Here is a 22,485-nt window from a genome sequence, read left to right on the forward strand (position 1 = left end):
TTACGGGCCGAAGAAGCGGAGGGTGGCCGCGGCCTCCACGGCGGGGGACCAGTCGTCCAGCATACCGGCGCGCACACCCGCCAGGTACTGGTAGAGCTGGGCATCGTTGGCGAGGCCCAACTTGTTCATGGCCGAGCGCTTCTGCCGGCTGATGGTCTTGAAACTGCGGCCCATCAGGATCGCGATGTCACCCAGGCCGTGACCTTGCGCGAAGGCGCGCAGCACTTCGACCTCGCGTGGCGAAAGCCGGGTGGCGTCGTCGTGGCCGTTCGCGCAATCCGCTTCATGGAACAGCCGGCGTATGGCGGGACTGAGGTAGGAGCGGCCTACGTCGGCGGCGTGCACCGCCACGGGGATGTCGCGCAGGTTCGTGCGCTTGTCGAAAATGGCCGCGACGCCCATGTCGAGCAGGCTGCGCAGGATGGCCGGGTTGGACATCATCGTGAGCACCACGATGCCCGTATCCGGGCGGGCGGCGCGAATGCGCCGGATCATGGGCATGCCGTCGGGCTGGCTGCCCTCGGGCATGGAATAGTCGGTGACGACGACGTCGCAAGGGTGCTCGGCGAGGGCGTCGAACAGCGTGTCCGTATCGTGGGCGCGTGCGACGACTTCGTAGCGGTGCGCCTTGAGAATCGTCTCGACCCCCGCCACGACCACCGGATGGTCGTCGGCGATGATCACGGTACTCGTCATGTCAGGCCTCATGGCGATGGAATCTCGTCATGTTGGCGGGCCGAAGCCGCGAAATATATGGAAGAAAAGCGCAATCACGTGTCGGCGCTTGCCACGCTCAGGTTGCAGAGGTACGATGCGTTATCGTATTAACGCGTTAGTACACTATGAAGCGTCGCTCGCTCGATCCCGAAACCCCGGCCGATTCGGCTGAAACCAGCCTGTGCGAGGCCCTGCTGGGCCTGTCCACCGTCGACGAGATGCGGGCATTTCTGCATGACCTGTGCACCCCGGCGGAAATCGAGGTGATGGTCGACCGTTGGCGGGTGGTTCCGCACCTGCTTGAGGGGCGTTCCTACCGGGAGATCCACGAGCGGACGGCGGTGAGCATCACCACGATCGGCCGCGTGGCCCGCTACCTCAATCAGGGCAGCGGGGGCTACATGGCCGCGGCGGCGCGGCGGAACGCGGGAGGTGCCGCATGAAGCCGCGCGACCGCCTGCGGATCGCCATGCAGAAGTCCGGGCGGCTCACGGAGCCGGCCCAGGAGCTTCTGGCGCGTTGCGGCCTCAAGTTCCGTCAGAGCCGCGACAAGCTGTTCTGCTTCGGCGAGGGCGAACCCGTCGACCTCCTGCTGGTCCGTGACGACGACATCCCCGGCCTGATCGCCGAAGGCGTGTGCGACCTCGGCATCGTCGGCCGCAACGTCCTGCGGGAGTTCCAACTGTCCAACAGGGAGGCCGGTGCGGGTCTCGACGAGCTGCGGTCGCTGGGCTTCGGCCACTGCCGCCTGTCCATCGCCGTGCCCCAGGAAGACGCCTACGACGGCCCCGCGCAACTCGACGGCCAGCGCATCGCCACCTCGTATCCGGGGCTGCTGGGCGAATGGCTGCGGACCAACGCCGTGGACGCGAAGGTCGTGATGCTCGCTGGCTCCGTGGAGATCGCCCCGCGCCTGGGCACCGCCGATGCGATCTGCGATCTCGTCTCCAGCGGCGCCACGTTGGTCGCCAATCAGTTGAGGGAAGCGGTGGTCGTGGTGGAGAGCGAGGCGGTACTGGCCGGGCACCGCGAGCTTCCGCCGGATGAGCGTGGCGAGATCGCCGAGTTGCTCCTGCGCCGGCTCGACGGTGTGATCCAGGTGCGCGACTCGCGCCTGATCCTGATGCAGGCACCGCGCGACGCGCTGGCCGCGATCACGCGGTTGTTGCCTGGCAGCCCGGTGCCGACGCTCACGCCGGTGGACGGTGCGCCTGATCAGGTCGTCCTGCAGGCTCTGTGCGCCGGCTCGGTGAGCTGGCGCCAACTCGAAGACATGAAACGCGCCGGTGCCCGCGACATGCTGGTGCTGCCGGTGGAGAAGATGCTGGCATGAAACGAATCGACTGGACGACCCTGGACGAAAGCGGCCGCGAGGCGGCGTTGGCGCGGCCCGCGCAATCGCGCTCGGTCGCACTGCGCGAAGGCGTGGAGACCATCGTGGCGAAGGTGCGCGGGCATGGCGACGAGGCCTTGTTCGAACTCACGGCTCGCTACGATGGCACCCGCCTGGAAGGGCTGGAGGTCAGCGACGAGGAATTCATCGCGGCGGAAGCGCGTCTCGCGCCCGAACTGAAAGCCGCGGTGATCGAAGCCGCTGGCCGTATCGAGGCCTTCCATCGTGCGGCGGCGCCGACGCCCATCGCGGTCGACACCGCTCCGGGCGTGCGGGTGGAACGGGTATTGCGGCCCATCGGCCGGGTAGGCCTGTACGTGCCGGCCGGTGGCGCACCCCTGCCGTCCACCGCGATCATGCTCGGCGTGCCGGCGGCTATCGCGGGATGCCGCGAGGTGGTGCTCTGCACGCCGGTGCAGGCCGATGGCCGCTGCGACGATGCCGTGTTGTTCGCGGCGAAAGCCTCCGGCGTGCATCGCGTATTCAAGCTTGGCGGCGCGCAGGCGATCGCCGCGATGGCTTACGGCACGGAAACCGTTCCACGCTGTGACAAGATTTTCGGACCCGGTAACGCATGGGTCACCGAGGCGAAGTTGCAGGTGGCGGGCGATCCCGCCGGCGCGGCCATCGACATGCCGGCCGGCCCGTCCGAGGTGCTGGTGATCGCCGACGCCGACGCCGACCCGAGCTTCGTCGCCGCCGATCTGCTCTCGCAAGCCGAGCACGGCCCGGATTCACAGGTATTGTTGGTCAGCCCGTCGGCGGGCCTGCTCGATCGCGTGGCGATCGAGGTGGAGCGACAGCGCGCCGTCTTGCCACGGGCGGATATCGCCGCCAGGGCGTTGGCGGAAAGCCGCCTCGTGCAGGTTGCTGACCTCGACGAGGCGATCGCGGTCAGCAACCGCTACGCGCCCGAGCACCTCATCATCCAGACCGCCGAACCGCGGGCGTTGCTCGACGCCGTCGAATCGGCCGGTTCCGTCTTCCTCGGCGAATGGACGCCTGAATCCGTGGGCGACTACTGCAGTGGCAGCAACCACGTACTGCCGACCTACGGGTACGCGCGCAGCTACAGCGGCGTCTCGGTCGCCAGCTTCCAGAAGCAGGTCACCGTGCAGGAGGTGACCGCCGCCGGCCTGCGTGTCATCGGGCCTTGCGCGGCCACGCTGGCCGCCGCGGAACAACTGGAGGCGCACCGCCGAGCGGTCACCTTGCGCCTCGCCGCGATGGATGCCACCGCATGAGCGTCCTCGACCTGGCCCGTCCCGACATCCGCGCGCTGTCGCCCTATTCGAGCGCGCGCATGGAAGCGCAGGGCGGCACCGTCCTGCTCAACGCGAACGAGTCCTCGCGCCCTCCGAACATCCCCGGCGGCGATGGACTGAACCGCTATCCAGACCCGCAGCCGCGGGCGCTGGTGGACGCACTTGCCGACCTCTATGGCAGCCAGCCGGACCGCCTGCTCGTGACGCGCGGCAGCGACGAGGCGATCGACCTGCTCGTGCGTGCCTTCTGTCGCGCGCGAGAGGATGCCGTCGTCGTCTCGCCGCCCACCTTCGGCATGTACGCGGTCTGCGCGCGCATCCAGGGCGCCGCCGTGATCGAAGCGCCGCTCGGACCTTCGGGTGACCTCGACGCCGATAAGCTGCTTGCCGCCGTCACTCCGGCGACCAAGCTCGTCTTTGTCTGCACGCCCAACAATCCCACCGGCAATCTCGTGCAGCGCGATGTGCTGGAACGACTGGCCCGCGAACTCGACGGGCGTGCCGTGTTGGTGGTCGACGAGGCCTACGCCGAGTTCAGCGGCGTGGCCAGTGCTACGTCGCTGATCGACGATCATGACAACGTGGCCGTGCTGCGCACGTTGTCCAAGGCCTGGTCCCTGGCTGGGGCGCGCGTCGGAGCGTTGGTGGCGCACGCGGACGTGATCGCCTTGTTGCGCCGGATCATCCCGCCGTATCCGTTGCCGTCGCCCTGCGTGGACGCGGCGCTGGGCGCGCTTTCGTACGAAGGCAGGCGTGTGCAGCGCCACCATCTGCAGGAGATCCTCGCCGAGCGCACGCGCATGTTCGCGGCGCTGTCGGCCATGCCGGGGGTTCGAGAGGTGTTGCCGTCGCATGCGAACTTCCTCGCCGTGCGTTTCGACGATGCCGCCGGTACCTACCGGCGCCTGCTCGCCGCCGGCATCGTCGTGCGCGACATCACGAGATACCCGGGACTTGGCGACGCACTGCGCATCACCGTGGGCACGGGTAACGAGAACGATCGCGTGCTCGCGATCCTCCGTGCCGGAGCCGTCGCATGAGCCGGAAGATCCTTTTCGTCGACCGCGACGGCTGCCTTATCGAGGAGCCGGCGGACGAGCAGATCGACAGCTTCGAAAAGCTGGCGCTGATGCCGGGCGTCGTCGCCGCGCTGCAACGCATTGTCGGTGCGGGATATGAACTGGTGATGGTGACCAACCAGGATGGCCTGGGCACGCCGGCCTTCCCGCAGGAAGCCTTCGACGGCCCGCACCAGCTCCTGCTGCGTATCCTCGCCTCGCAAGGCGTCACGTTCCGCGAACAGCTGATCGATCGGAGCCTTCCCCACGAGAAACGCGACACACGCAAGCCGGCCACTGGCCTCGCCCGGCACTGGCTTGCCGACGACAGCTGGAGTCGCGCGCAATCGGCCATGGTCGGCGATCGCGACACCGATCTCGTGTTCGCGGCGAACATGGGCGTGCGTGGCTTCCTCGTCGGCGCCCGGGGGGCGAGCTGGGCCGAGGTGGCGCACGCCTTGCTCGACGCGCCGCGTACCGCCGAAGTGGTGCGTAAGACGAAGGAAACCTCGATCCGGGTCGCTGTCGACCTCGACCGCGTCGCCGACCCTGTCGTCCACACCGGGCTGGGGTTTTTCGACCACATGCTCGAGCAGATCGGCAAGCATGGCGGCTTCGCGCTGGACCTGCGGTGCGACGGCGATATCCATATCGACGAACACCACACCATCGAGGATTCGGCGCTGGCTCTGGGCCAGGCCCTGCGCCAGGCGCTGGGCGACAAGCGCGGCATCGGCCGCTACGGCTTCGCCTTGCCCATGGACGAGAGCGCCGCGCGTGCCGAACTGGATCTCTCCGGCCGCCCGTACTTCGTCTTCGAGGGCGAGTTCCCGCGTGAGCGCGTCGGCGACGTGCCGACCGAACTCGTGCCGCATTTCTTCCGCTCGCTGTGCGAGACGCTCGGCGCGAACCTGCACCTCACCGTGCATGGGGAAAACGCGCACCACATGGTCGAAGGCTGCTTCAAGGTGGTCGCGCGTACCTTGCGCCAGGCGATCCGCCGCGAAGGCGAGGAGTTGCCCAGCACGAAAGGGAGCCTGTGATGCGGGTCGTCCTCGTCGACGCCGGTGGCACCAATATCGGTTCGGTGCGCTATGCCTTGCAGCGCCTCGGTACCGATGCCGAACTGACCTCCAGTGCGGCGGCGATTCGTGCCGCCAGCCATGTGATCCTGCCGGGCGTGGGCGCGGCGGGACCTGGCATGCGCATGCTGCGCGAGGCCGGCCTGGTGGATGTGATACGCGGACTCACTCAGCCGGTGCTCGGCGTCTGTCTCGGTATGCAACTGCTTTGTGAACGCTCCGAGGAAGCGGATACCGAGTGCCTCGGCGTGGTTCCCGCCACGGTACGGCGTTTCGTCGATACGCCAGGCTTGCGGGTGCCGCACATGGGCTGGAACAGCCTGCACGTCACCGCCGGTCATCCGCTCGTCGCGGGTTTGCGTGAAGGAGACACCGCCTACTTCGTGCACAGCTACGCGGTGCCCATCGGCGATTACACCCTCGCGGCGAGCGAGCACGGCATGCCCTTCGCTGCCGTCGTCGCCGCCGGTAACTTCATGGGCATGCAGTTCCACCCCGAGCGTTCGGCGGGCGTGGGCGCGCAGCTCCTGCGGAACTTCCTTGCCCTATGACGCTTCCTATTCCCGCCATCGACCTGCGTGACGGCAAGGTCGTCCGCCTTTTCCAGGGCGATTATGCGCAGCAGACAACCTTCGCCTTCGAGCCCGAAGCGCTGGCCGCACGTTACGCCGACGAAGGGGCCACGTGGTTGCACGTGGTCGACCTCGACGGTGCACGCACCGGTCGTTTCGAAAACCTCGCGACCATCGCCGGTATCGCCTCGGCGGGGCGACTGCGCGTGCAGGCCGGCGGTGGCATTCGCGATGAAGATGGCGTGCGCCGGCTGTTGGCGGCGGGAGCGCAGCGTGTGGTTGTCGGCAGCATGGCCATACGCGCGCCAGAGACGGTCGCAGGGTGGATCGATCGCTACGGTGCCGAGCGCATCGTCCTGGCGCTGGACACGCGTTTTCGCGATGGCGCATGGACATTGCCGAGCGCCGGCTGGACGGCCGATGAGACGCGTACGCTGGACGAACTCGTGCCCTGGTACGAAGCCGCCGGCGCACGTCACATCCTTTGCACCGACATCGACCGAGATGGCACGATGACCGGCCCGAATGTGGCGCTGTATCGCCACCTCGCCGCGCTGGCGCCGTCGCTGGACGTGCAGGCCTCGGGCGGCGTGCGTTCGCTCGACGATGTCGCTGGCCTCGCGTTGCAGGGTGTCGCGGGGGTCATCCTCGGCCGCGCCTTGCTGGAAGGCGCTTTCGTCTTGCCCGATGCGTTCGCTGTCGCACAAAAGGCGAATGCATCATGCTGAATCGTCGCATCGTTCCCTGTCTCGACGTACGCGACGGCCAGGTGGTGAAAGGCGTGCGCTTCCGCGATCACGTGGTGGTCGGCGAGATCGTCGAGCTGGCTCTGCGTTACCGCGACGAAGGCGCCGACGAACTGGTGTTCTATGACATCACCGCCAGTCCGGAAGGCCGCCGGGTCGACCGTGACTGGGTGGAGCGGGTGGCGCGCGAAATCGATATCCCGTTCTGCGTGGCAGGCGGCATCCGCAGCGTCGTGGATGCGCGCGAGGTGCTGCATGCGGGCGCGGACAAGGTTTCCATCAATTCACCCGCGCTGGAGCGGCCGGCCCTGGTGGGCGAGATCGCCGACGCGTTCGGCGTGCAGTGTGTTGTCGTCGGCGTGGACAGCTTGCGTGACGACGATGGCCAATGGCGCGTGCGCCAATACACGGGCGACCCTTCGCGCACGAGGGCCTTGCGCAAGCGCACGCTGGATTGGATCGAAGAGGTCCAACGGTTGGGGGCGGGCGAGATCGTGCTCAATTGCATGGGCACCGATGGCGTCCGTCGCGGCTACGACATCGAGCAGTTGAAGGCGGCGCGGGCGATCTGCCATGTGCCGCTGGTCGCCTCCGGTGGCGCGGGCACGCCGGAGCACTTCACCGAGGTGTTCCGTGACGCGGACGTCGATGCGGCGCTCGCGGCGAGCGTGTTCCACTCGGGTGATATCGGCATTCCCGCGCTCAAGCGCGACTTGCGTGCGCAAGGCATCGAGGTGAGGTTATGAGCGAGAGCGTCCCCGATTTCGCCAAGGGTGGCGGCCTGCTGCCGGCGATCGTGCAGCATGCGCGTACAGGCGAGGTACTGATGTTGGGCTACATGGACGAGGCCGCGCTGGCGAAGACCCGGGAACTCGGTCAGGTCACGTTCTTCAGCCGAAGCAAGCAGCGCTTGTGGACCAAGGGCGAAACATCGGGCGACACGCTGGCCCTGGTCGATGCACGACTCGATTGCGACGCGGACACGATCCTCGTGCGCGCCTTGCCGGCCGGGCCCACGTGTCATACCGGCACCACGAGCTGCTTTGGCGACGACGTCGCGCCGGCGCTGGGATTCCTTGCGGAACTGGATGCGCTGGTCGCGTCGCGACATGCGCAGCGGCCGGAAGGCAGCTACACGACCCGGCTGTTCGAGGGTGGCATTCGCCGGATGGCGCAGAAGGTGGGGGAGGAGGGCGTCGAGACGGCGCTCGCCGCGATCGCCGAGGACGACGACGCGCTGATCGGCGAAGCCGCCGATCTCGTTTTCCACTTGATGGTGGTCCTGCGCGCGCGCGGCATAGGTTTCGACGCCGTGGCCGCGAAGCTGGCTTCGCGGCACGCGAGGTGAAACGGTCGGCTAACCGGGGAGCGGGAGGTTTTCCCGCTTAGCGGTTACCGCCGCGATTGCCGCCACTACCGCCACCGCCACGGTTGCCACCGCCGCCGCCCGGACGACCACCACGGTTACCGCCCGGGCGCGGACCGCCACCGGCACGATTACCGCCGCCCTGGCCACCACCCGTGCGATTGCCACCGCCCGCCGGGCCACGGCCACGGTTGCCGCCACCATCGAAACGAGCGCCCGCCGGGGCACGATTGCCATCGGAACGTCCCGGGCCCGCCGCGCGGTTGCCTTCGGCACGGCCCTGGCCCATGGGCCGATTGCCGCCACCGGGGTTGCCGGGACGTCCACCCGGACGCGGACCGCGGTTGCCCGCGGCATTACCGGCCGCGTTGCCGCCACCGGTACGGCTGTCGCCCGCGAACCAGGTGCGGATCGACGGAAGTTCCTGGCCCGGTGCGACGCGGCGCGACTTGCGCGGGCCACCGGCGGCACCACCGCGCTCGGGACGCGCGACATTTCCGTTGACCTCGCGGCGCGGAGCGCCAGCCTGGCCGCCGCGACCACCACGGCCGCCGGCACCGCCACGTCCGCCGCGCGGGTTGTCGTCGCGCAGGCGATCGAAGGCGGTGAGTTCGCGGGCTTCGTCGTGACGTGCCGAACTCCATGCGCCCGTGGTGCGGGTATCCGGCTTGTATTCGGTGATGTGACGCGGGGCGCGGCGCTGGTGCACCACGGCGCTCAGCGTCAGCACGGGTGCCGGGGCGCCGAGTCCCGAGCGTTCGCGCAGTTCCTTGATCGCGGTGTCGTCCAGCGATTCGCAATCGCCACGGCGCAGCGCGCGCGGCAGTTCGACCGTGCCGTAGCGGATGCGCTTCAGGCGGCTGACCAGGAAGCCCTGCGAATCCCACAGGCGACGGACCTCGCGATTGCGACCCTCGCGGATGGTGACGCGGAACCAGCTATGGCTACCGCCACGGCTGATGGTGGCGATCTCGTCGAAGCGTGCGGGGCCGTCTTCCAGTTCCACGCCGGCCTTGAGCCGTTCGATGACCTCGTCGGGCACCTCGCCGTGCACGCGGCAAAGGTATTCACGCTCCAGACCGCTCTTCGGATGCATCAGCGCGTTGGCGAGTTCGCCATCGGTGGTGAGCAGGAGCAGGCCGGTGGTGTTGATGTCGAGGCGGCCCACGGCGACCCAGCGGGCGCCGCGCAGACGCGGGAGCTGCTCGAACACGGTGGGGCGGCCTTCGGTGTCCTCGCGTGTGGTCACCACGCCTTCGGGCTTGTGGTAGACCAGCACTTCGGCGTCGTTGCGGTTGTCGGTGGCGACGACGAACTGCTTGCCGTCAAGCACCACGCGGTCACCGGCGTGGACGCTGGAGCCGATCGTGGCGACCGTGCCGTTGACCTCGACCTCGCCGGCCTGGATGCGTTGTTCGAGCATCCGGCGCGAGCCGAGTCCGGCATTGGCGAGGACCTTGTGCAGGCGCTCCTCGAGCTGTTGGTTACTGTCGGCGGGGTTGTCGCCGCCGCGCTTAAGGGTGAGCAGGGATCGCTGTGGCGCGTTCATGCGCGTGACTCCTCGGTATCTTTCTCGGCGTCGTCGTCTTCGGCGTCGCCTACGGGGTTCTCTGCCTCGTCGGCAGTGGGGGAAGCCGCGGCGACATCGTCGCCGGCAGGCAGCTGGTTCGCGACCTCGATCTCGTCGCCCTCGATGGGCGCGGTCTCGGTAGCGGTGTTCGTATCGTCCGGCATCGCGGCGTGGGCGGACGCGGGTATCGCGTCACCCTCGAAGCGCATCTGCGGATTGAGTTCCTCGAGGTCGCGGATTTCGGACAGTGGGGGCAGGGCGTCCAGCGACTTGAGGTTGAAGTAGTCGAGGAATCCGCGCGTGGTGCCGAACAGGGCGGGCTTGCCCGGAACGTCGCGATGGCCCACGACGCGGATCCATTCGCGTTCCTCGAGCGTCTTGATGATGTTCGATGAGACCACCACGCCGCGGATCTGTTCGATCTCCGGACGAGTGATCGGCTGGCGGTAGGCGATCAGGGCCAGCGTCTCGAGCAGGGCGCGCGAATAGCGGCTCGGCTTTTCCGCCCACATCCGCGAGACCCAGGGGTGCACGTCGCGACGGACCTGATAGCGCCAGCCGGAGGCGACCTCGACCAGTTCCACGCCGCGTCCTTCGCAGTCCACGGCGAGCGACGCCAGGGCGGCCGTGAGTTCGTCCGTGCCGATGCCGTCTTCCTCGCCGAAAATCGCCTTCAACTGCGCGATCGTCATCGGCTGGGTCGACGCCAGGAGCGCCGCTTCCACGATGGGTTTGAGTTGTTCGGGTTGCATAGGCCTTGGGGTGTACCGCGCCTTTCACGCGCGGATGGGTTCGTGCACGGGAGCGGCCGCTCGTGCGACGCCCCCCGGTTCGTGGCCCTTTGGAGGGCCTTCAGGCGAGCGCTTCCTCGGGCTCGGCCTCCATCTGTACCTTCGTCTTCAGGTAGATCGGCCCCAGGGCTTCTTCCTGGACGATTTCCACGAGCATTTCCTTCGCGAGTTCCAGCATGGCGAGGAAGGTGACCACGACGCCCAGCCGTCCCTCGTTGATGTCGAACAGCGTTTCGAAGCGGTGGAACCCACCACCCTCGCTGAGGGTCTGGAGCAGGTCGCCCATGCGCTGGCGCACGCTGAGCGGTTCGCGCTGGATCGCGTGGTGCGTGAACAGATCGGCGCGGGTGAGCACGTCCTTGAGCGCGAGCAGGAGCTCCTTGAGGTCCAGCGGTGGCGGCACGCGTACCACGTTGTGCTCGCCGACGAAGGCGTGGACCACGGTGGTGTCGCGTTCCAGGCGCGGCAACTCGTCGATGTCCGCCGCGGCCCGCTTGAAACGTTCGTATTCTTGCAGGCGACGGACGAGTTCGGCGCGGGGATCCTCCTCGACGCCTTCCTCGGCCGGCGGCCGCGGCAGCAGCAACCTGGACTTGATCTCCGCGAGGATCGCGGCCATCAGCAGGTATTCCGCCGCGAGCTCCAGGCGCATCACCTCGCGCATCATGTCGATGTAGTCCATGTACTGCCGGGTGATTTCGGCCACGGGGATGTCGAGGATGTCGAGGTTTTGCCGGCGGATCAGGTACAGCAACAGGTCAAGTGGACCTTCGAACGATTCGAGGATGACTTCGAGCGCGTCCGGCGGGATGTACAGGTCCTGGGGCATTTGCAGCACCGGCTGCCCGCGCACAAGCGCGAGAGGCATTTCCTGCTGCTGCGGGATGCCCGCGAAGGCACCCTGGGTTTTTTCGACCACCTGGACTTCGGTTGTCTCGTTAGTCATCGGCACACGTCAGAAGGGCCGCGAGTGCGACCGGGAACGCAACAATCGATGCCGTCCGGCGGCTACACCGCCACCTCGCCCGGCATGCCACGCATCGTCGCCGACGAGCGAAAGGCATGGCCGCTGGACACCCCAGGAGGGTCACCGTCTGTGAAGGAACGTCGGGAGCAGAGCGCGACCGGTCCTCGACCACGGACCGGTGGGGGCGCGACGCCCGAATAAGTTCACCCGATTGAGATACAGGGTATCGCCTGTGCCCGCCCAAGTCCAGCAGGCGGGCAGCCGGTCGCTACGACGTTGCGGCACAATAGGTGTCATGCAGCCGGGCCAGCGCGCAATCATCCACGTCGACATGGACGCTTTCTACGCGTCCGTGGAGGAGTTGGACGACCCCTCCCTGGCCGGAAAGCCGGTCATCGTGGCAGGCCTGGGTCGACGCGGCGTGGTGTCCACGGCCAACTACGAAGCGCGCAAATACGGGGTCCGTTCGGCCATGGCCACCTCGGAGGCCCGCCGCCGCTGCCCTGGCGGCATCTATATCTTCCCCCGGCACGCGCGCTACCAGGAAATCTCGAACGTGGTCTTCGGGGTATTCGCCGAGGTCACGCCCATGATCGAAGGGCTGTCGCTCGACGAGGCCTTCCTCGACGTCACGGCCAGCCTTCGCCTTTTTTCCTCGATCGAGGCCATCGGCCGCCGGGTGAAGGAGGGCATTCGTGAGCGTACGGGGCTGAATGCCTCCGTGGGCATGGCGCATAACAAACTCCTGGCCAAGCTGGCCAGCGAGTTGTCCAAGCCGAATGGCTTCCTGCGCATCGCGCCGGACGAGGTACGCGGCTACCTCGATCCGCTGCCCGTGGGCCGCATGTGGACCGTGGGCAAGGTGGCCGAGGAGTCCCTGCAGAAGGTCGGCATCCGCACCATCGGCGATCTGGTCCGGGCCGATGCCTGGCGACTGAACAAGGCGGTGGGGGAACGCCACGCCGCCCAGCTGCGGGAGCTATGCCGCGGGGAGGATCGCCGGCCGGTGGTAACCGACGCGCCCGAGGTCTCCATCGGTTCTGAATGGACCTTCGAGTACGACGTCGAGGAACTGCCCATCGCCGAGGCCTGGTTATTGCGCCAATGTGAGCGCGTGGGTGCGCGGGCAAGGGCGCGCGGACTGGATGCGCGCACGGTATCGGTGAAATTGCGTGAACCGCCCTTCCTGACCCATAGCCGTCAGGCACAGTTGCCCGTTCCCGGCAACGCGACGGCCGATATCCATGCGGTGGCACGACGCTTGCTTCAGGTTTGGTGGAGCCAGCACCCCCGGCCACGGCTTCGCCTGCTTGGCGTGACGTTGTCCGGTTTCGATGCCCGGCACGGCGACGAGCAGCAGGACATGTTCGCGGCGCCGGCGCCGGACAAGCGTTCCGACGGTGTGCAGGACCTGATCAACGGGCGCTTCGGTGCCGGGGCCCTGGTTCGCGCGGGAGTGCTCAAGACCCGCGGCAGCGAGTGAGTGCGGCAGGATGGCGGACGGAACCTCGGACTGCGCTAATGTGTCCGTTTGTGACACGGAATGTAAGTGAACGAGGTGCGGTCATGCCGGTCGCTACGGACAAGGACGCAATATCGGGATGGGTGGAGAAGCTGATGTCGAATGACAAGGAAGATTCGCACACGCGCTATCGCCATGCGCGCATGAGGGTGCAAACCGCGGTGCTGATGAGCCGCGGCGGCGAAGCGCACCCGACGGACCTGGTCGATATATCGGCCACGGGCACCCTTCTGCGCCGTCCGCCCGGCTGGCGCGGCGAAGTGGGGCAGACCTGGATCCTGGACATGATCTTCGGCCACGACCTGCACATCCATCTGGAAGCCTCGGTGGCCCGCGTATCCGCGCGGCAGATCGGCATGGAGTACACCCTCATCCCCGAGGACAAGCAGGCGTCGCTATGGGAGTTGCTGGGAGGCTACGCCGACACGCTCGAGGCCTGGCAGGACGACTGAGCGAGGCGGGATCGCCACCGCACTCACCGAGCTCGCAGAGAACTCTGGCAGGAAACTGTGGTGGGAGCCGACCTTGTCGGCGATCCCGCGGCAGCGGGCCAGCTCATGGCAAGCACCCATCGCCGACAGGGTCGGCTCCCACCTTAAGCAGCGGTCGGACGCGTCTTCTTCCGTTCCTCGTCGCGAAGTTCGCGGCGGAGGATCTTGCCGACGTTGGTCTTGGGCAGGGCGTCGCGGAACTCGATCTGCTTCGGACGCTTGTAGCCGGTGAGGTTCTCCCGGCAGTACTCCTTCAGCGCCTCGACGGTCAGCGAGGGATCCTTGCGCACGACGAACAGCTTCACGACCTCGCCCGAATGCTCGTCGTCGATACCGACCGCCGCGACCTCGCCCACGCCGGGGTGGCGCATGACGATGTCCTCGATCTCGTTCGGATACACGTTGAAACCGGAGACCAGGATCATGTCCTTCTTACGGTCGACGATGAAGGCTTGGCCGGTCTCGTCCATGCGGGCGATGTCGCCGGTGCGCAGCCAGCCGTCCGCATCGAGCACCTTGGCTGTTTCTTCCGGTTGCTGCCAATAACCCTTCATCACCTGCGGACCGCGGATGCAGAGCTCGCCGACTTCGCCGAGGGGGAGGACCTTGCCTTCCTCGTCGCGGATCTGGGCGTCGGTACCCGGGATGGGATACCCGATCGAGCCGGTGTAGTCCTTGATGTCGACGCGATTGGCGAACGCGACCGGCGAGGTTTCGGTGAGGCCGTAGCCCTCGATGATGGGGTGGCCGGTGACCTTCTTCCAGCGTTCGGCCACGGCCCGCTGCAGCGCCATGCCGCCAGCCATGGAAAGGTGCAGGTGCGAGAAGTCGACCTGGTCGAACCCCGGGGTGTTCAGCAGGCCGTTGAACAGCGTATTGACGCCGGTGATGGCCGTGAACTTCGTCTTCTGCAACTCTTTCACGAAGCCGCGCATGTCGCGAGGATTGGTGATCAGGTGGTTGAGGCCGCCAAGGCTGGTGAAGATCAGGCAATTCACCGTCAGCGAGAAGATATGGTACAGCGGCAGCGCCGTGATGACCGTTTCCTCACCCAGCGTGGCGTGGCCCGCGACCCATGGGCGGGTCTGCAGCATGTTCGCGATCATGTTGCGATGGGTGAGCATCGCGCCCTTCGCCACGCCGGTGGTGCCGCCGGTGTACTGCAGGAAGGCGATGTCGTCATGGCCGATCTCCACCGTGGGCAGCGGATGCGCCTTGCCACGGGCGAGCGCGTCGTGGAAACGCACGGCCTGCGGCAGCTTGAACGGCGGCACTTCCTTGCGCAGCGTCTTCACCACGAAGTTGATGATGTTGCCCTTCGGGAAGCCGACCATGTCGCCGACGGCCGTGGTGATGACATGGCGTACGTGGGTGCCTTCCACGGCCTGTTGCGCCGTGGCGGCGAAATTGTCCAGAACCAGCAGCGCCTGCGCACCCGAGTCTTCCAGTTGGTGATGCAGTTCGCGCGTCGTGTATAGCGGATTCGTGTTTACTACGGTGAGGCCGAGGCGCAGCGCGCCGAACAGGGCGATCGGGTATTGCAGCAGGTTCGGCAGCATGATCGCCAGGCGGTCGCCCTTCTTCAGGCCGAGTTCGCCGGAGAGGTAGCCCGCGAAGGCGCGCGAGAGTTCGTCGACCTGGCCGTAGTTCAGCACCTTGCCGAAGTTCGCGAACGCCGGGCGGTCACGAAATTTCTTAAAGGAGTCTTCGAAGACGGCCGCCACGGAGCGGTACGCGTTGACGTCGATGTCGGCGGGAATGCCGGCCGGGTAGTGGTCGAGCCACGGACGCTCAATGCTCATGAATCGGACGAACTCCAGGAAGTGACGGATGCACGGCGCACCGCCATAAGGCCGTGGCATTGGAGCATACGCCCGCGTATAGCGGCAAGCCGCATTGCAGCGCGTTTGACGGGGAGAAAGCACGATGTGGAAAGCGGGAACGTTGCTGGTCGTCCTCGCACTGGCAGGCGTCGCCGGTTGCCGGCACGCACCGGATGAAGCGCAGGTGCGCTCGGCGATAACGGCGGCCTCGGAAGGTGCCGAGGCGGGCAAGGCGGGGGATACCGTCGCCGCGCTGACCGACGACTTCGACGGCAATGCGGGACAGTTCGATCGCAAGTCGCTGGCGAACCTCGTCCGCGTCTACGCGCTTCGCGGGCAGAAGGTCCACGTGCTGATGGGCCCGACGGAAGTCGAGAGACGTGGCGAGCGGCTGGTGGCGACGTTCACCGTCACCCTGACCGCCGGGGTGGGCGTATTGCCCGATAACGCCGGGGCTTACGTGGTGGAGACGGGCTGGCGGAAGGAAGGGCGCGAGTGGCGGTGTTTTACGGCGAGCTGGAAGCGCGCGTTGTAAACCAAATCGCCGACAGGGTCGGCTCCCACCAAGGCTTGGCGAGTCACCGACAAGGCCGGCTCCCATCAGGTGCGAAACCTGGTGGGAGCCGACCCTGTCGGCGATGCTTTTTACGCCGCCTTCGCCAACTGGCGAAGCACGTACTGCAGGATGCCGCCGTGGCGGAAGAACTCGCGCTCCTTCGGGGTCAGCAGCAGCACCTTCACGGTGAACTCCTTGACCGAACCGTCCGGACGCGTGGCCTTGACCGTCGCCGTCTTCGACTCGCCGCCATTGAGGCCGATGATGTCGAACACCTCATCGCCCTTCAGGCCGAGCGTCTGCGCGTTCTCGCCGTCCTGGAACTGGCAGGGCAGCACGCCCATGCCGACCAGGTTCGAACGGTGGATGCGCTCGAAGCTCTCGGTGATCACCGCCTTGACGCCCAGCAGCAAGGTGCCCTTGGCGGCCCAGTCACGCGACGAGCCCGTGCCGTATTCCTTGCCGGCGAGGACGATCAGCGGGGTGCCGTCGGCCTTGTACTTCATGGCGGCGTCGTAGATCGCCATTTCTTCGCCGGTCGGGATGTACTTGGTGTAGCCACCCTCGACGCCATCGAGCATCAGGTTCTTGATGCGGATGTTGGCGAAGGTACCGCGCACCATCACGTCGTCATTGCCGCGACGCGAGCCGTAGGAGTTGAAATCCTTCGGTTCCACGCCCTTGGAGATCAGGAAGCGGCCCGCCGGGCTGTCCTTCTTGATCGAGCCGGCCGGCGAGATGTGGTCGGTGGTGATCGAATCGCCGAAGATGCCCATGGCGCGCGCGCCGTGGATGTCCTCGATGGTGCCGGCCTCGGCGGTCATGCCATCGAAATAGGGCGGGTTCTTGATGTAGGTGGAGTCGTCCCAGGCATAGGTCTTGCCATCGGGCGAGGCGATGGCGTTCCAGCGGCTGTCGCCCTTGAAGACGTCGGCGTAGCTGTCCTTGAACATCTGCGGGCTGATCGCGCCGGCGATGGCGTCGGAGACTTCCTGGTTGCTCGGCCAGATGTCCTTGAGGTAGACGGGCTTGCCGTCGCTGCCGGTGCCGATGGCGTCCTTGGTCAGGTCGATGTTCAGCGTGCCGGCGAGCGCGTAGGCGACGACCAGCGGCGGCGAGGCCAGGTAGTTCATCTTCACTTCGGGATGCACGCGGCCCTCGAAGTTGCGGTTGCCGGAGAGCACCGAGGCCACGGCGAGGTCGCCATCGGCGATGCCCTTGCTGATCTCCACCGGCAGCGGACCGGAGTTGCCGATGCAGGTGGTGCAGCCGTAGCCGACGACGTAGAAGCCCACCTTCTCGAGTTCCTTGAGCAGGCCGGTCTTCTTAAGGTACTCGGTGACCACCAGCGAGCCCGGTCCGAGCGAAGGCTTCACCCACGGCTGCGAGGTGAGGCCGCGCGCGGCGGCCTTCTGCGCGACCAGGCCGGCGGCGAGCATCACGGCGGGGTTGGAGGTGTTCGTGCACGAGGTGATCGCGGCGATCACGACCGAGCCGTCGTTGATGCGGAAGGACTTGCCGTTCTTCTCCACGAGCACGCCTTCGCCATCGACGGCGTTGGCTTCGTTGCCGACGGCCGTACCGCCACCTTCATTGTTGAAGCGGGCCACGTCGCCGTTCTTCGGCTTGCGGTTCGCGGTGAGCGGGCCGACGGCATCGAGGAAGCTCTCCTTGACCGATTCCAGCAGGACGCGGTCCTGCGGACGCTTCGGGCCGGCCAGCGACGGACGCACGTCGGCGAGGTCCAGTTCGAGCGTGGTGGTGAACTCGGCTTCCGGCGTGTTGGCGTCGTGCCACAGCCCCTGGGCCTTGGCGTAGGTCTCGACCAGGGCGATCAGCGCCTCGTCGCGGCCGGACAGGCGCATGTAGTTCAACGCTTCCTGGTCGATCGGGAAGATGCCGCAGGTGGCGCCATATTCCGGGGCCATGTTGGCGATCGTGGCGCGGTCGGCCAGCGGCAGGTTCTGCAGGCCGGGGCCGAAGAACTCGACGAACTTGCCCACGACGCCGAGCTTGCGCAGCATCTGGGTGACGGTGAGCACGAGGTCGGTGGCGGTGACGCCCTCCGACAGCTTGCCCTTGAGGCGGAAACCGACGACCTGCGGGATCAGCATGGACGACGGCTGGCCGAGCATCGCGGCCTCGGCCTCGATGCCGCCCACGCCCCAGCCCAGCACGCCGAGACCGTTGATCATCGTGGTGTGCGAGTCGGTGCCGAACACGGTATCCGGATAGGCGAACGACTCACCGTCCACTTCGCTGGTGAAGACGACGCGGGCGAGGTTCTCCAGGTTCACCTGGTGGACGATGCCGGTGCGCGGCGGCACGACCTTGAAGTTGTTGAAGGCCTTCTGGCCCCAGCGCAGGAAGGAGTAACGCTCCTGGTTGCGCTCGAATTCGATGGCGACGTTCTGCTCGAGCGAGCTTTCCGTGCCGAACGTGTCGACCTGCACCGAGTGGTCGATGACCAGTTCGGCCGGCGCCAGCGGGTTGATCTTGTCGGGGTCGCCGCCCAGCTTGGTCACGGCGTCGCGCATGGCCGCCAGGTCGACCACGCAGGGCACGCCGGTGAAATCCTGCAGCACCACGCGGGCGGGCATGAAGGAGATCTCGGTGTCCGGCTCGGCCTTGGCGTCCCACTTGGCCACGGCCTCGATTTCCTTGGCGGTGACGTTCACGCCGTCTTCCTGGCGGAGCAGGTTCTCCAGCAGGATCTTCATCGAGTAGGGCAGGCGCTTGATGTCGAACGAGTTGCCGAACTTGGCCAGGCTGGCGATGGTGTGGCGCTTGCCGTTGACTTCGATACTGTCTCGGACTGAGAACGAGTCTTTCATGCTGTACTCCTGGCGTGACGTTCTTTAGCTGGGGAGGCCTGGCGGACCCTTGCGGACCGCCAAAGGCGTCGATTATCGCGCAGTCTGCCGCTGGTGTGCGACCGCCGTGAGACCGGCCTCCGGCTAGAATGGCCGTTCGGTGGCGCAGGCCGCGCGAAATCTGGGCGGCGGAAGGATGAGGGCCGGAGCACGTGAGCGCAAACGTATTTGATGGCACGCAGCGTTCGATGATATCGATGGCCTTGTCGTCGGTGTCGCTGCGCGACCTGGCCCTGGTCCAGGCCGTGGCCCGGGAGGGCAGCTTCAACAGCGCCGCCCGGGCCATGTACATCAGCCCTTCCGGCCTCTCGCACCAGGTGCAGAAAGTGGAGCAGGCCCTTGGCGTGCCCCTGTTCGAACGCGGTGGCCGGCGGGTGGTGCCCACCGCCAGCGGGCAGCGCCTGCTCGGTTATATAGAAGAGGTGCTGGCCTCGGCCGAGCATCTCGAGCACGCGGCCCGGGCTGGGGATGTCGCCTTTGGTGGCGAATTGCGGCTGGGGGTGCCCTCCACGCTGGGGCCCTACCTGCTACCCCACTTCATCGAGCCGTTTCCCCAGCGTTTTCCGGGCGCCCGCCTGACGATCTCCGAAGGCAAGCCGCGGGGCTTGCTGCGTCGCCTGCAAGAGGGTGAGCTGGACGCCGTGCTGGCGCCGCCGAGCGCAATGGCCACCGGACTGGAATCCACGGCGTTGTTCTTCGAGCCATACGAGTTGATGCTGCATAAGGGGCACCCATTGGCCGGGCGCGCGTCCGTCGCGCTGACCGAGCTGGACGCGGCGGAAGCCACGCTGATGGCCGAGAGCCACGGCAATGGCGTGTCCGACCTCGGCATGAGCGGTTCGGCGCGGCCCGAGCGCATCCAGGACCTGAGCATCGAAAGCCTCGCCACGCTAGTCGCGCTGCGCGGTGGCTACACGCTGGTGCCGATCCTCGCGCACGAGCGGCTGGGTTCCATACCGAACGTGGTGCTGGCGGCGGTGGAGGGCGCGCGGCCGGGGCGGCATATCTCGTTGTACTGGCGCAACGCCACGCCGTGGCGGGAGGATCTCGCGCGATTCGGTGACTTGCTGCGGGCGCTGGCCGAGGCGATACCGGGGTTGGATGCCGCGGCTTCGTAGTCTGTCGCCGCCTAGGCGGCTGGTTTGCTTTGGTGGGAGCCGACTCTGCCGGCGATGGGTGCTTGCCATAACCTGGCCCGCTGCCGCGGGATCGCCGACAAGGTCGGCTCCCACCAGGCCGCGAAGCCCGATCAGCCGCCGTCGTCCAGGGTCGAGCCGGTCAGCAGGCCGCGGGCCAGCATCGCGCATTGCTTGCGGTAGATCAGCAGGTGCCACTGGCGGCCGCCTATCTGGTTCCACAGGACCGCCGAGCGCACGGCCGCCAGCAAGGCCGCCCGTACCTTGTCCACGTTCGCTTTCTGCTGGAGGTGCGATGGCGTACCCGTGACCATGACGCGGGGCTTCAGCGTGGACAGCGTGGAGGTGTACACCTCGGCCAGCCTCGCCGCGACATTGGGGTGACCGATGCCAAAATGCTCGACCTGGCGTTGCGTGCCGACGATGCCCTCGCGCAGGCGGTCGAGCAGGCCGCGGTTGCGCGACAGCGAGCGTTCGAGGCGCAGCACGGTGATCGCCATGCGCATCACCGCCACGTCGCGGGTCTGGTCCTCGAACTGCGCGACCAACGTGCGCAGCCCCCGCCTCACTCCCGAGACGCCTCCATAGACGGACGCCACCGAATCGGCGTCGATTCGGAACACGCTGGCGAGGCTGGCCTCGAAGGCAGCCTCGTCGCACCGCCCGTCGGCAGCCAGTTGCTGGGCGAGGGCGACGCCCTGGAAAACCCCGGCAAGGGCGAGGACGCGTTCTTCATTCATGCGGAAAGCTCGGGAAATGTAGGGGGAATGGGAGGTGACTCGCATCGCGGGAATCGCGGACAGGGTCCGCTCCCACCAGGTTTCCGCAGCGATGATCGAGTGGCCGGGTGAAGCTCACGCCAGGCCACCATAGGGGGCGTCCGTCGTGGCGATCACCGCGCCACCCAGACAGACCTCGCCGTCGTACAGGACGACCGACTGTCCGGGCGTCACCGCGCGCTGCGGCTCATCGAACGATACGTGCAAGATATCGCCCCGGACCTCCACATGGCAGTCCTGGTCGGCCTGGCGATAACGGGTCTTCGCGGCGCAGCGGAACGACAGGGCAGGTGGTTCACCGGCCACCCAGGTGACGTCGGTGGCGGTCAGGCGGTTCGATTGCAGCCAGCGGTTCTCGCCACCTTGCGCCACGACCAGCGTATTCGTGGCGACATCCTTGCCGACGACGTACCAGGGTTCGTTGGGCGCATCCGCGCGTCCGCCGATGCCCAGGCCATTGCGCTGGCCGAGGGTGTAGTACATCACTCCCTGGTGCTCGCCGATGACACGGCCTTCAGGGTCGACCATACGGCCGGGTTTGGCCGGCAGGTACTGGGCGAGAAAGGCCCGGAAATCGCGCTCGCCGATGAAGCAGATGCCGGTGGAGTCCTTCTTCGCATGCGTCGGCAGGGCGGCCTCGCGGGCCATCTCGCGCACCCGCGGCTTTTCGATCTCGCCCACCGGGAACAAGGTGGCGGCGAGCTGCTTCTGGCCGAGCGCGTGCAGGAAATAGCTCTGGTCCTTGGCGGCATCGACGGCCCTGAGAAGGCGGTATCGGCCATCGCGGAAATCCACGCGCGCGTAATGCCCCGTCGCGATCTTTTCCGCGCCGAGGGCCTGGGCGTGCTCCAGGAAGGTCTTGAACTTGATCTCGCGGTTGCAGAGGACGTCCGGATTGGGGGTGCGTCCGGCGGCATATTCAGCCAGGAAATACTCGAACACGCCGTCCCAATACTCGCCCGCGAAGTTCCGCGCGTGGAACGGAATGCCGAGGCGACCGCACACGGCGACGGCGTCCTTGCGGTCGTCGTCGGTGGTGCAGGGGCCGGAACGGTCGTCTTCCTCCCAGTTCTGCATGAACATGCCCTCGACCTCGTGCCCCGCCTGCTGGAGCAGGAGGGCCGCGACCGAAGAGTCCACGCCGCCGGAGACGCCGAGGATCACCTTCACCCGGATACCTCCGGCAAGAGGCTCGACACGGTATCCAGGGGCAGCCGGCGGCCGTCGAGCCACGCGTCGATCGTCTGCAGGATCAACGGGGAACGCAGGCGTGCGCCCAGCGCCTCGATTTCGTCGCGACGCAGCCACAGCGTGCGCCGCACTCCGGTATCGAGCGGCCGGGCGACATCGTGCGAGGTGACATGGCCGGCGAAGGCGAACCGCAGCACCTGCTCGCCGTGCTCCGGATTCACCCATTGCCAGGCGCCGATGAAGCTGTCGAGATCGATGCCGTAGCCGGTCTCCTCGAGCGTCTCGCGCACGGCCGCCGCCTGCAGGGTCTCGCCTGGATCGAGATGGCCCGCGGGCTGGTTGTAGGCGAGTTCGCCAGCGACCTCCTCCTCGACGATGAGATATCGATCGCCGCGCGCGACCACGCAAGCCGCCGTTACCCGGGGGCACCACACGTTTTCGGCGGAAGAAGGAGTCTGCGGCATCGGCTTAATGAGATAGGTGGCTCTGGAAAAAGGCATATTGTGCCATTACCTGTGGGAATCGACCCGGAAAGCGGGCCGGATTCCGGTGTATAAACAATTCGCGTATCGAAGGCTCCGAACTGA

22 protein-coding genes are annotated in these 22,485 nt (G+C 67.0%); 13 read left to right on the forward strand and 9 right to left on the reverse strand.

Annotated elements, in window-relative coordinates; all coding sequences use genetic code 11:
• Positions 1-696, reverse strand: coding sequence for a response regulator (locus tag J2T07_RS12665; RefSeq protein WP_306850449.1), 696 nt, complete (start codon positions 694-696; stop codon positions 1-3).
• A 146-nt stretch (positions 697-842) separates the two neighbouring features.
• Between J2T07_RS12665 and J2T07_RS12670 the strand changes: the two genes are divergently transcribed.
• From J2T07_RS12670 to hisIE, 9 genes are read left to right on the forward strand one after another with little or no spacing between them, the layout of a single operon-like run.
• Complete coding sequence (locus J2T07_RS12670) at positions 843-1,160, forward strand: YerC/YecD family TrpR-related protein (protein ID WP_306850450.1); 318 nt, start codon at positions 843-845, stop codon at positions 1,158-1,160.
• Positions 1,157-2,050 (forward strand): ATP phosphoribosyltransferase, encoded by an 894-nt coding sequence (hisG, locus tag J2T07_RS12675; protein WP_306850451.1) that lies wholly within the window; start codon positions 1,157-1,159, stop codon positions 2,048-2,050. Before J2T07_RS12670 ends, hisG begins: the two co-directional genes overlap by 4 nt.
• Positions 2,047-3,354, forward strand: coding sequence for a histidinol dehydrogenase (gene hisD, locus J2T07_RS12680; RefSeq protein ID WP_306850452.1), 1,308 nt, complete (start codon positions 2,047-2,049; stop codon positions 3,352-3,354). Before hisG ends, hisD begins: the two co-directional genes overlap by 4 nt.
• A complete protein-coding gene (gene hisC / locus J2T07_RS12685) occupies positions 3,351-4,415 on the forward strand; it encodes a histidinol-phosphate transaminase (protein ID WP_306850453.1) in 1,065 nt (354 codons plus the stop codon). Before hisD ends, hisC begins: the two co-directional genes overlap by 4 nt.
• Entirely contained in the window at positions 4,412-5,476 is a 1,065-nt protein-coding gene (hisB, locus tag J2T07_RS12690) for a bifunctional histidinol-phosphatase/imidazoleglycerol-phosphate dehydratase HisB (RefSeq protein ID WP_306850454.1), read from the forward strand. Before hisC ends, hisB begins: the two co-directional genes overlap by 4 nt.
• Complete coding sequence (hisH, locus tag J2T07_RS12695) at positions 5,476-6,066, forward strand: imidazole glycerol phosphate synthase subunit HisH (protein WP_306850455.1); 591 nt, start codon at positions 5,476-5,478, stop codon at positions 6,064-6,066. Before hisB ends, hisH begins: the two co-directional genes overlap by 1 nt.
• On the forward strand, positions 6,063-6,815 hold the full coding sequence (gene hisA, locus J2T07_RS12700) for a 1-(5-phosphoribosyl)-5-[(5-phosphoribosylamino)methylideneamino]imidazole-4-carboxamide isomerase (protein ID WP_306850456.1): 753 nt from the start codon (positions 6,063-6,065) through the stop codon (positions 6,813-6,815). Before hisH ends, hisA begins: the two co-directional genes overlap by 4 nt.
• A complete protein-coding gene (gene hisF, locus J2T07_RS12705) occupies positions 6,809-7,579 on the forward strand; it encodes an imidazole glycerol phosphate synthase subunit HisF (protein WP_306850457.1) in 771 nt (256 codons plus the stop codon). The genes hisA and hisF overlap by 7 nt, the downstream gene beginning before the upstream one ends.
• A complete protein-coding gene (hisIE, locus tag J2T07_RS12710; protein WP_306850458.1) occupies positions 7,576-8,181 on the forward strand; it encodes a bifunctional phosphoribosyl-AMP cyclohydrolase/phosphoribosyl-ATP diphosphatase HisIE in 606 nt (201 codons plus the stop codon). The genes hisF and hisIE overlap by 4 nt, the downstream gene beginning before the upstream one ends.
• 37 nt (positions 8,182-8,218) lie before the next feature.
• Here the strand turns inward: hisIE and J2T07_RS12715 are convergent, their stop codons facing one another.
• The 3 genes from J2T07_RS12715 to J2T07_RS12725 all read right to left on the reverse strand — a co-directional run bounded on the left by J2T07_RS12715 (position 8,219) and on the right by J2T07_RS12725 (position 11,428).
• A complete protein-coding gene (locus J2T07_RS12715) occupies positions 8,219-9,748 on the reverse strand; it encodes a pseudouridine synthase (protein WP_306850459.1) in 1,530 nt (509 codons plus the stop codon).
• Positions 9,745-10,521 carry an SMC-Scp complex subunit ScpB gene (gene scpB / locus J2T07_RS12720; RefSeq protein ID WP_306850460.1) on the reverse strand — a complete coding sequence of 259 codons (777 nt, stop codon included), beginning with the start codon at positions 10,519-10,521 and terminating at the stop codon, positions 9,745-9,747. Before scpB ends, J2T07_RS12715 begins: the two co-directional genes overlap by 4 nt.
• A 100-nt stretch (positions 10,522-10,621) precedes the next feature.
• A complete protein-coding gene (locus J2T07_RS12725) occupies positions 10,622-11,428 on the reverse strand; it encodes a segregation and condensation protein A (RefSeq protein WP_306850689.1) in 807 nt (268 codons plus the stop codon).
• A gap of 331 nt (positions 11,429-11,759) precedes the next feature.
• Here J2T07_RS12725 and dinB point away from each other — a divergent pair, with 331 nt between their 5' ends.
• On the forward strand, positions 11,760-13,010 hold the full coding sequence (gene dinB / locus J2T07_RS12730; RefSeq protein WP_306850461.1) for a DNA polymerase IV: 1,251 nt from the start codon (positions 11,760-11,762) through the stop codon (positions 13,008-13,010).
• A 134-nt stretch (positions 13,011-13,144) separates the two neighbouring features.
• Positions 13,145-13,501, forward strand: a complete 357-nt coding sequence (locus J2T07_RS12735) for a PilZ domain-containing protein (RefSeq protein WP_306850690.1) — start codon at positions 13,145-13,147, stop codon at positions 13,499-13,501.
• Positions 13,502-13,644: 143 nt separating this feature from the next.
• On the opposite strand, the gene J2T07_RS12740 is transcribed toward J2T07_RS12735, so the two are convergent.
• On the reverse strand, positions 13,645-15,342 hold the full coding sequence (locus tag J2T07_RS12740) for an AMP-binding protein (RefSeq protein WP_306850462.1): 1,698 nt from the start codon (positions 15,340-15,342) through the stop codon (positions 13,645-13,647).
• Positions 15,343-15,466: 124 nt separating this feature from the next.
• On the opposite strand from J2T07_RS12740, the gene J2T07_RS12745 reads away from it, so the two are divergent.
• Positions 15,467-15,898 (forward strand): hypothetical protein, encoded by a 432-nt coding sequence (locus J2T07_RS12745; protein ID WP_306850463.1) that lies wholly within the window; start codon positions 15,467-15,469, stop codon positions 15,896-15,898.
• Positions 15,899-16,008: 110 nt separating this feature from the next.
• Here the strand turns inward: J2T07_RS12745 and acnA are convergent, their stop codons facing one another.
• Positions 16,009-18,753, reverse strand: coding sequence for an aconitate hydratase AcnA (acnA, locus tag J2T07_RS12750; protein ID WP_306850464.1), 2,745 nt, complete (start codon positions 18,751-18,753; stop codon positions 16,009-16,011).
• Between the two features lie 227 nt (positions 18,754-18,980).
• Here acnA and J2T07_RS12755 point away from each other — a divergent pair, with 227 nt between their 5' ends.
• Entirely contained in the window at positions 18,981-19,910 is a 930-nt protein-coding gene (locus J2T07_RS12755; RefSeq protein WP_306850691.1) for a LysR family transcriptional regulator, read from the forward strand.
• 131 nt (positions 19,911-20,041) lie between these two features.
• Here the strand turns inward: J2T07_RS12755 and hflD are convergent, their stop codons facing one another.
• From hflD to J2T07_RS12770, 3 genes are all read right to left on the reverse strand, one after another.
• A complete protein-coding gene (hflD, locus tag J2T07_RS12760; protein ID WP_306850465.1) occupies positions 20,042-20,668 on the reverse strand; it encodes a high frequency lysogenization protein HflD in 627 nt (208 codons plus the stop codon).
• Between the two features lie 114 nt (positions 20,669-20,782).
• The gene (gene mnmA / locus J2T07_RS12765) at positions 20,783-21,877 is read right to left on the reverse strand and encodes a tRNA 2-thiouridine(34) synthase MnmA (RefSeq protein ID WP_306850466.1); all 1,095 of its coding nucleotides are present in this window, start codon (positions 21,875-21,877) and stop codon (positions 20,783-20,785) included.
• Complete coding sequence (locus J2T07_RS12770) at positions 21,874-22,398, reverse strand: NUDIX hydrolase (RefSeq protein ID WP_430539354.1); 525 nt, start codon at positions 22,396-22,398, stop codon at positions 21,874-21,876. The genes mnmA and J2T07_RS12770 overlap by 4 nt, the downstream gene beginning before the upstream one ends.
• Between the last annotated feature and the right edge of the window lie 87 nt (positions 22,399-22,485).

Source organism: Luteibacter jiangsuensis, from assembly GCF_030812295.1.
In the GTDB taxonomy this organism is placed as follows: Bacteria; Pseudomonadota; Gammaproteobacteria; order Xanthomonadales; family Rhodanobacteraceae; genus Luteibacter; species Luteibacter jiangsuensis_A.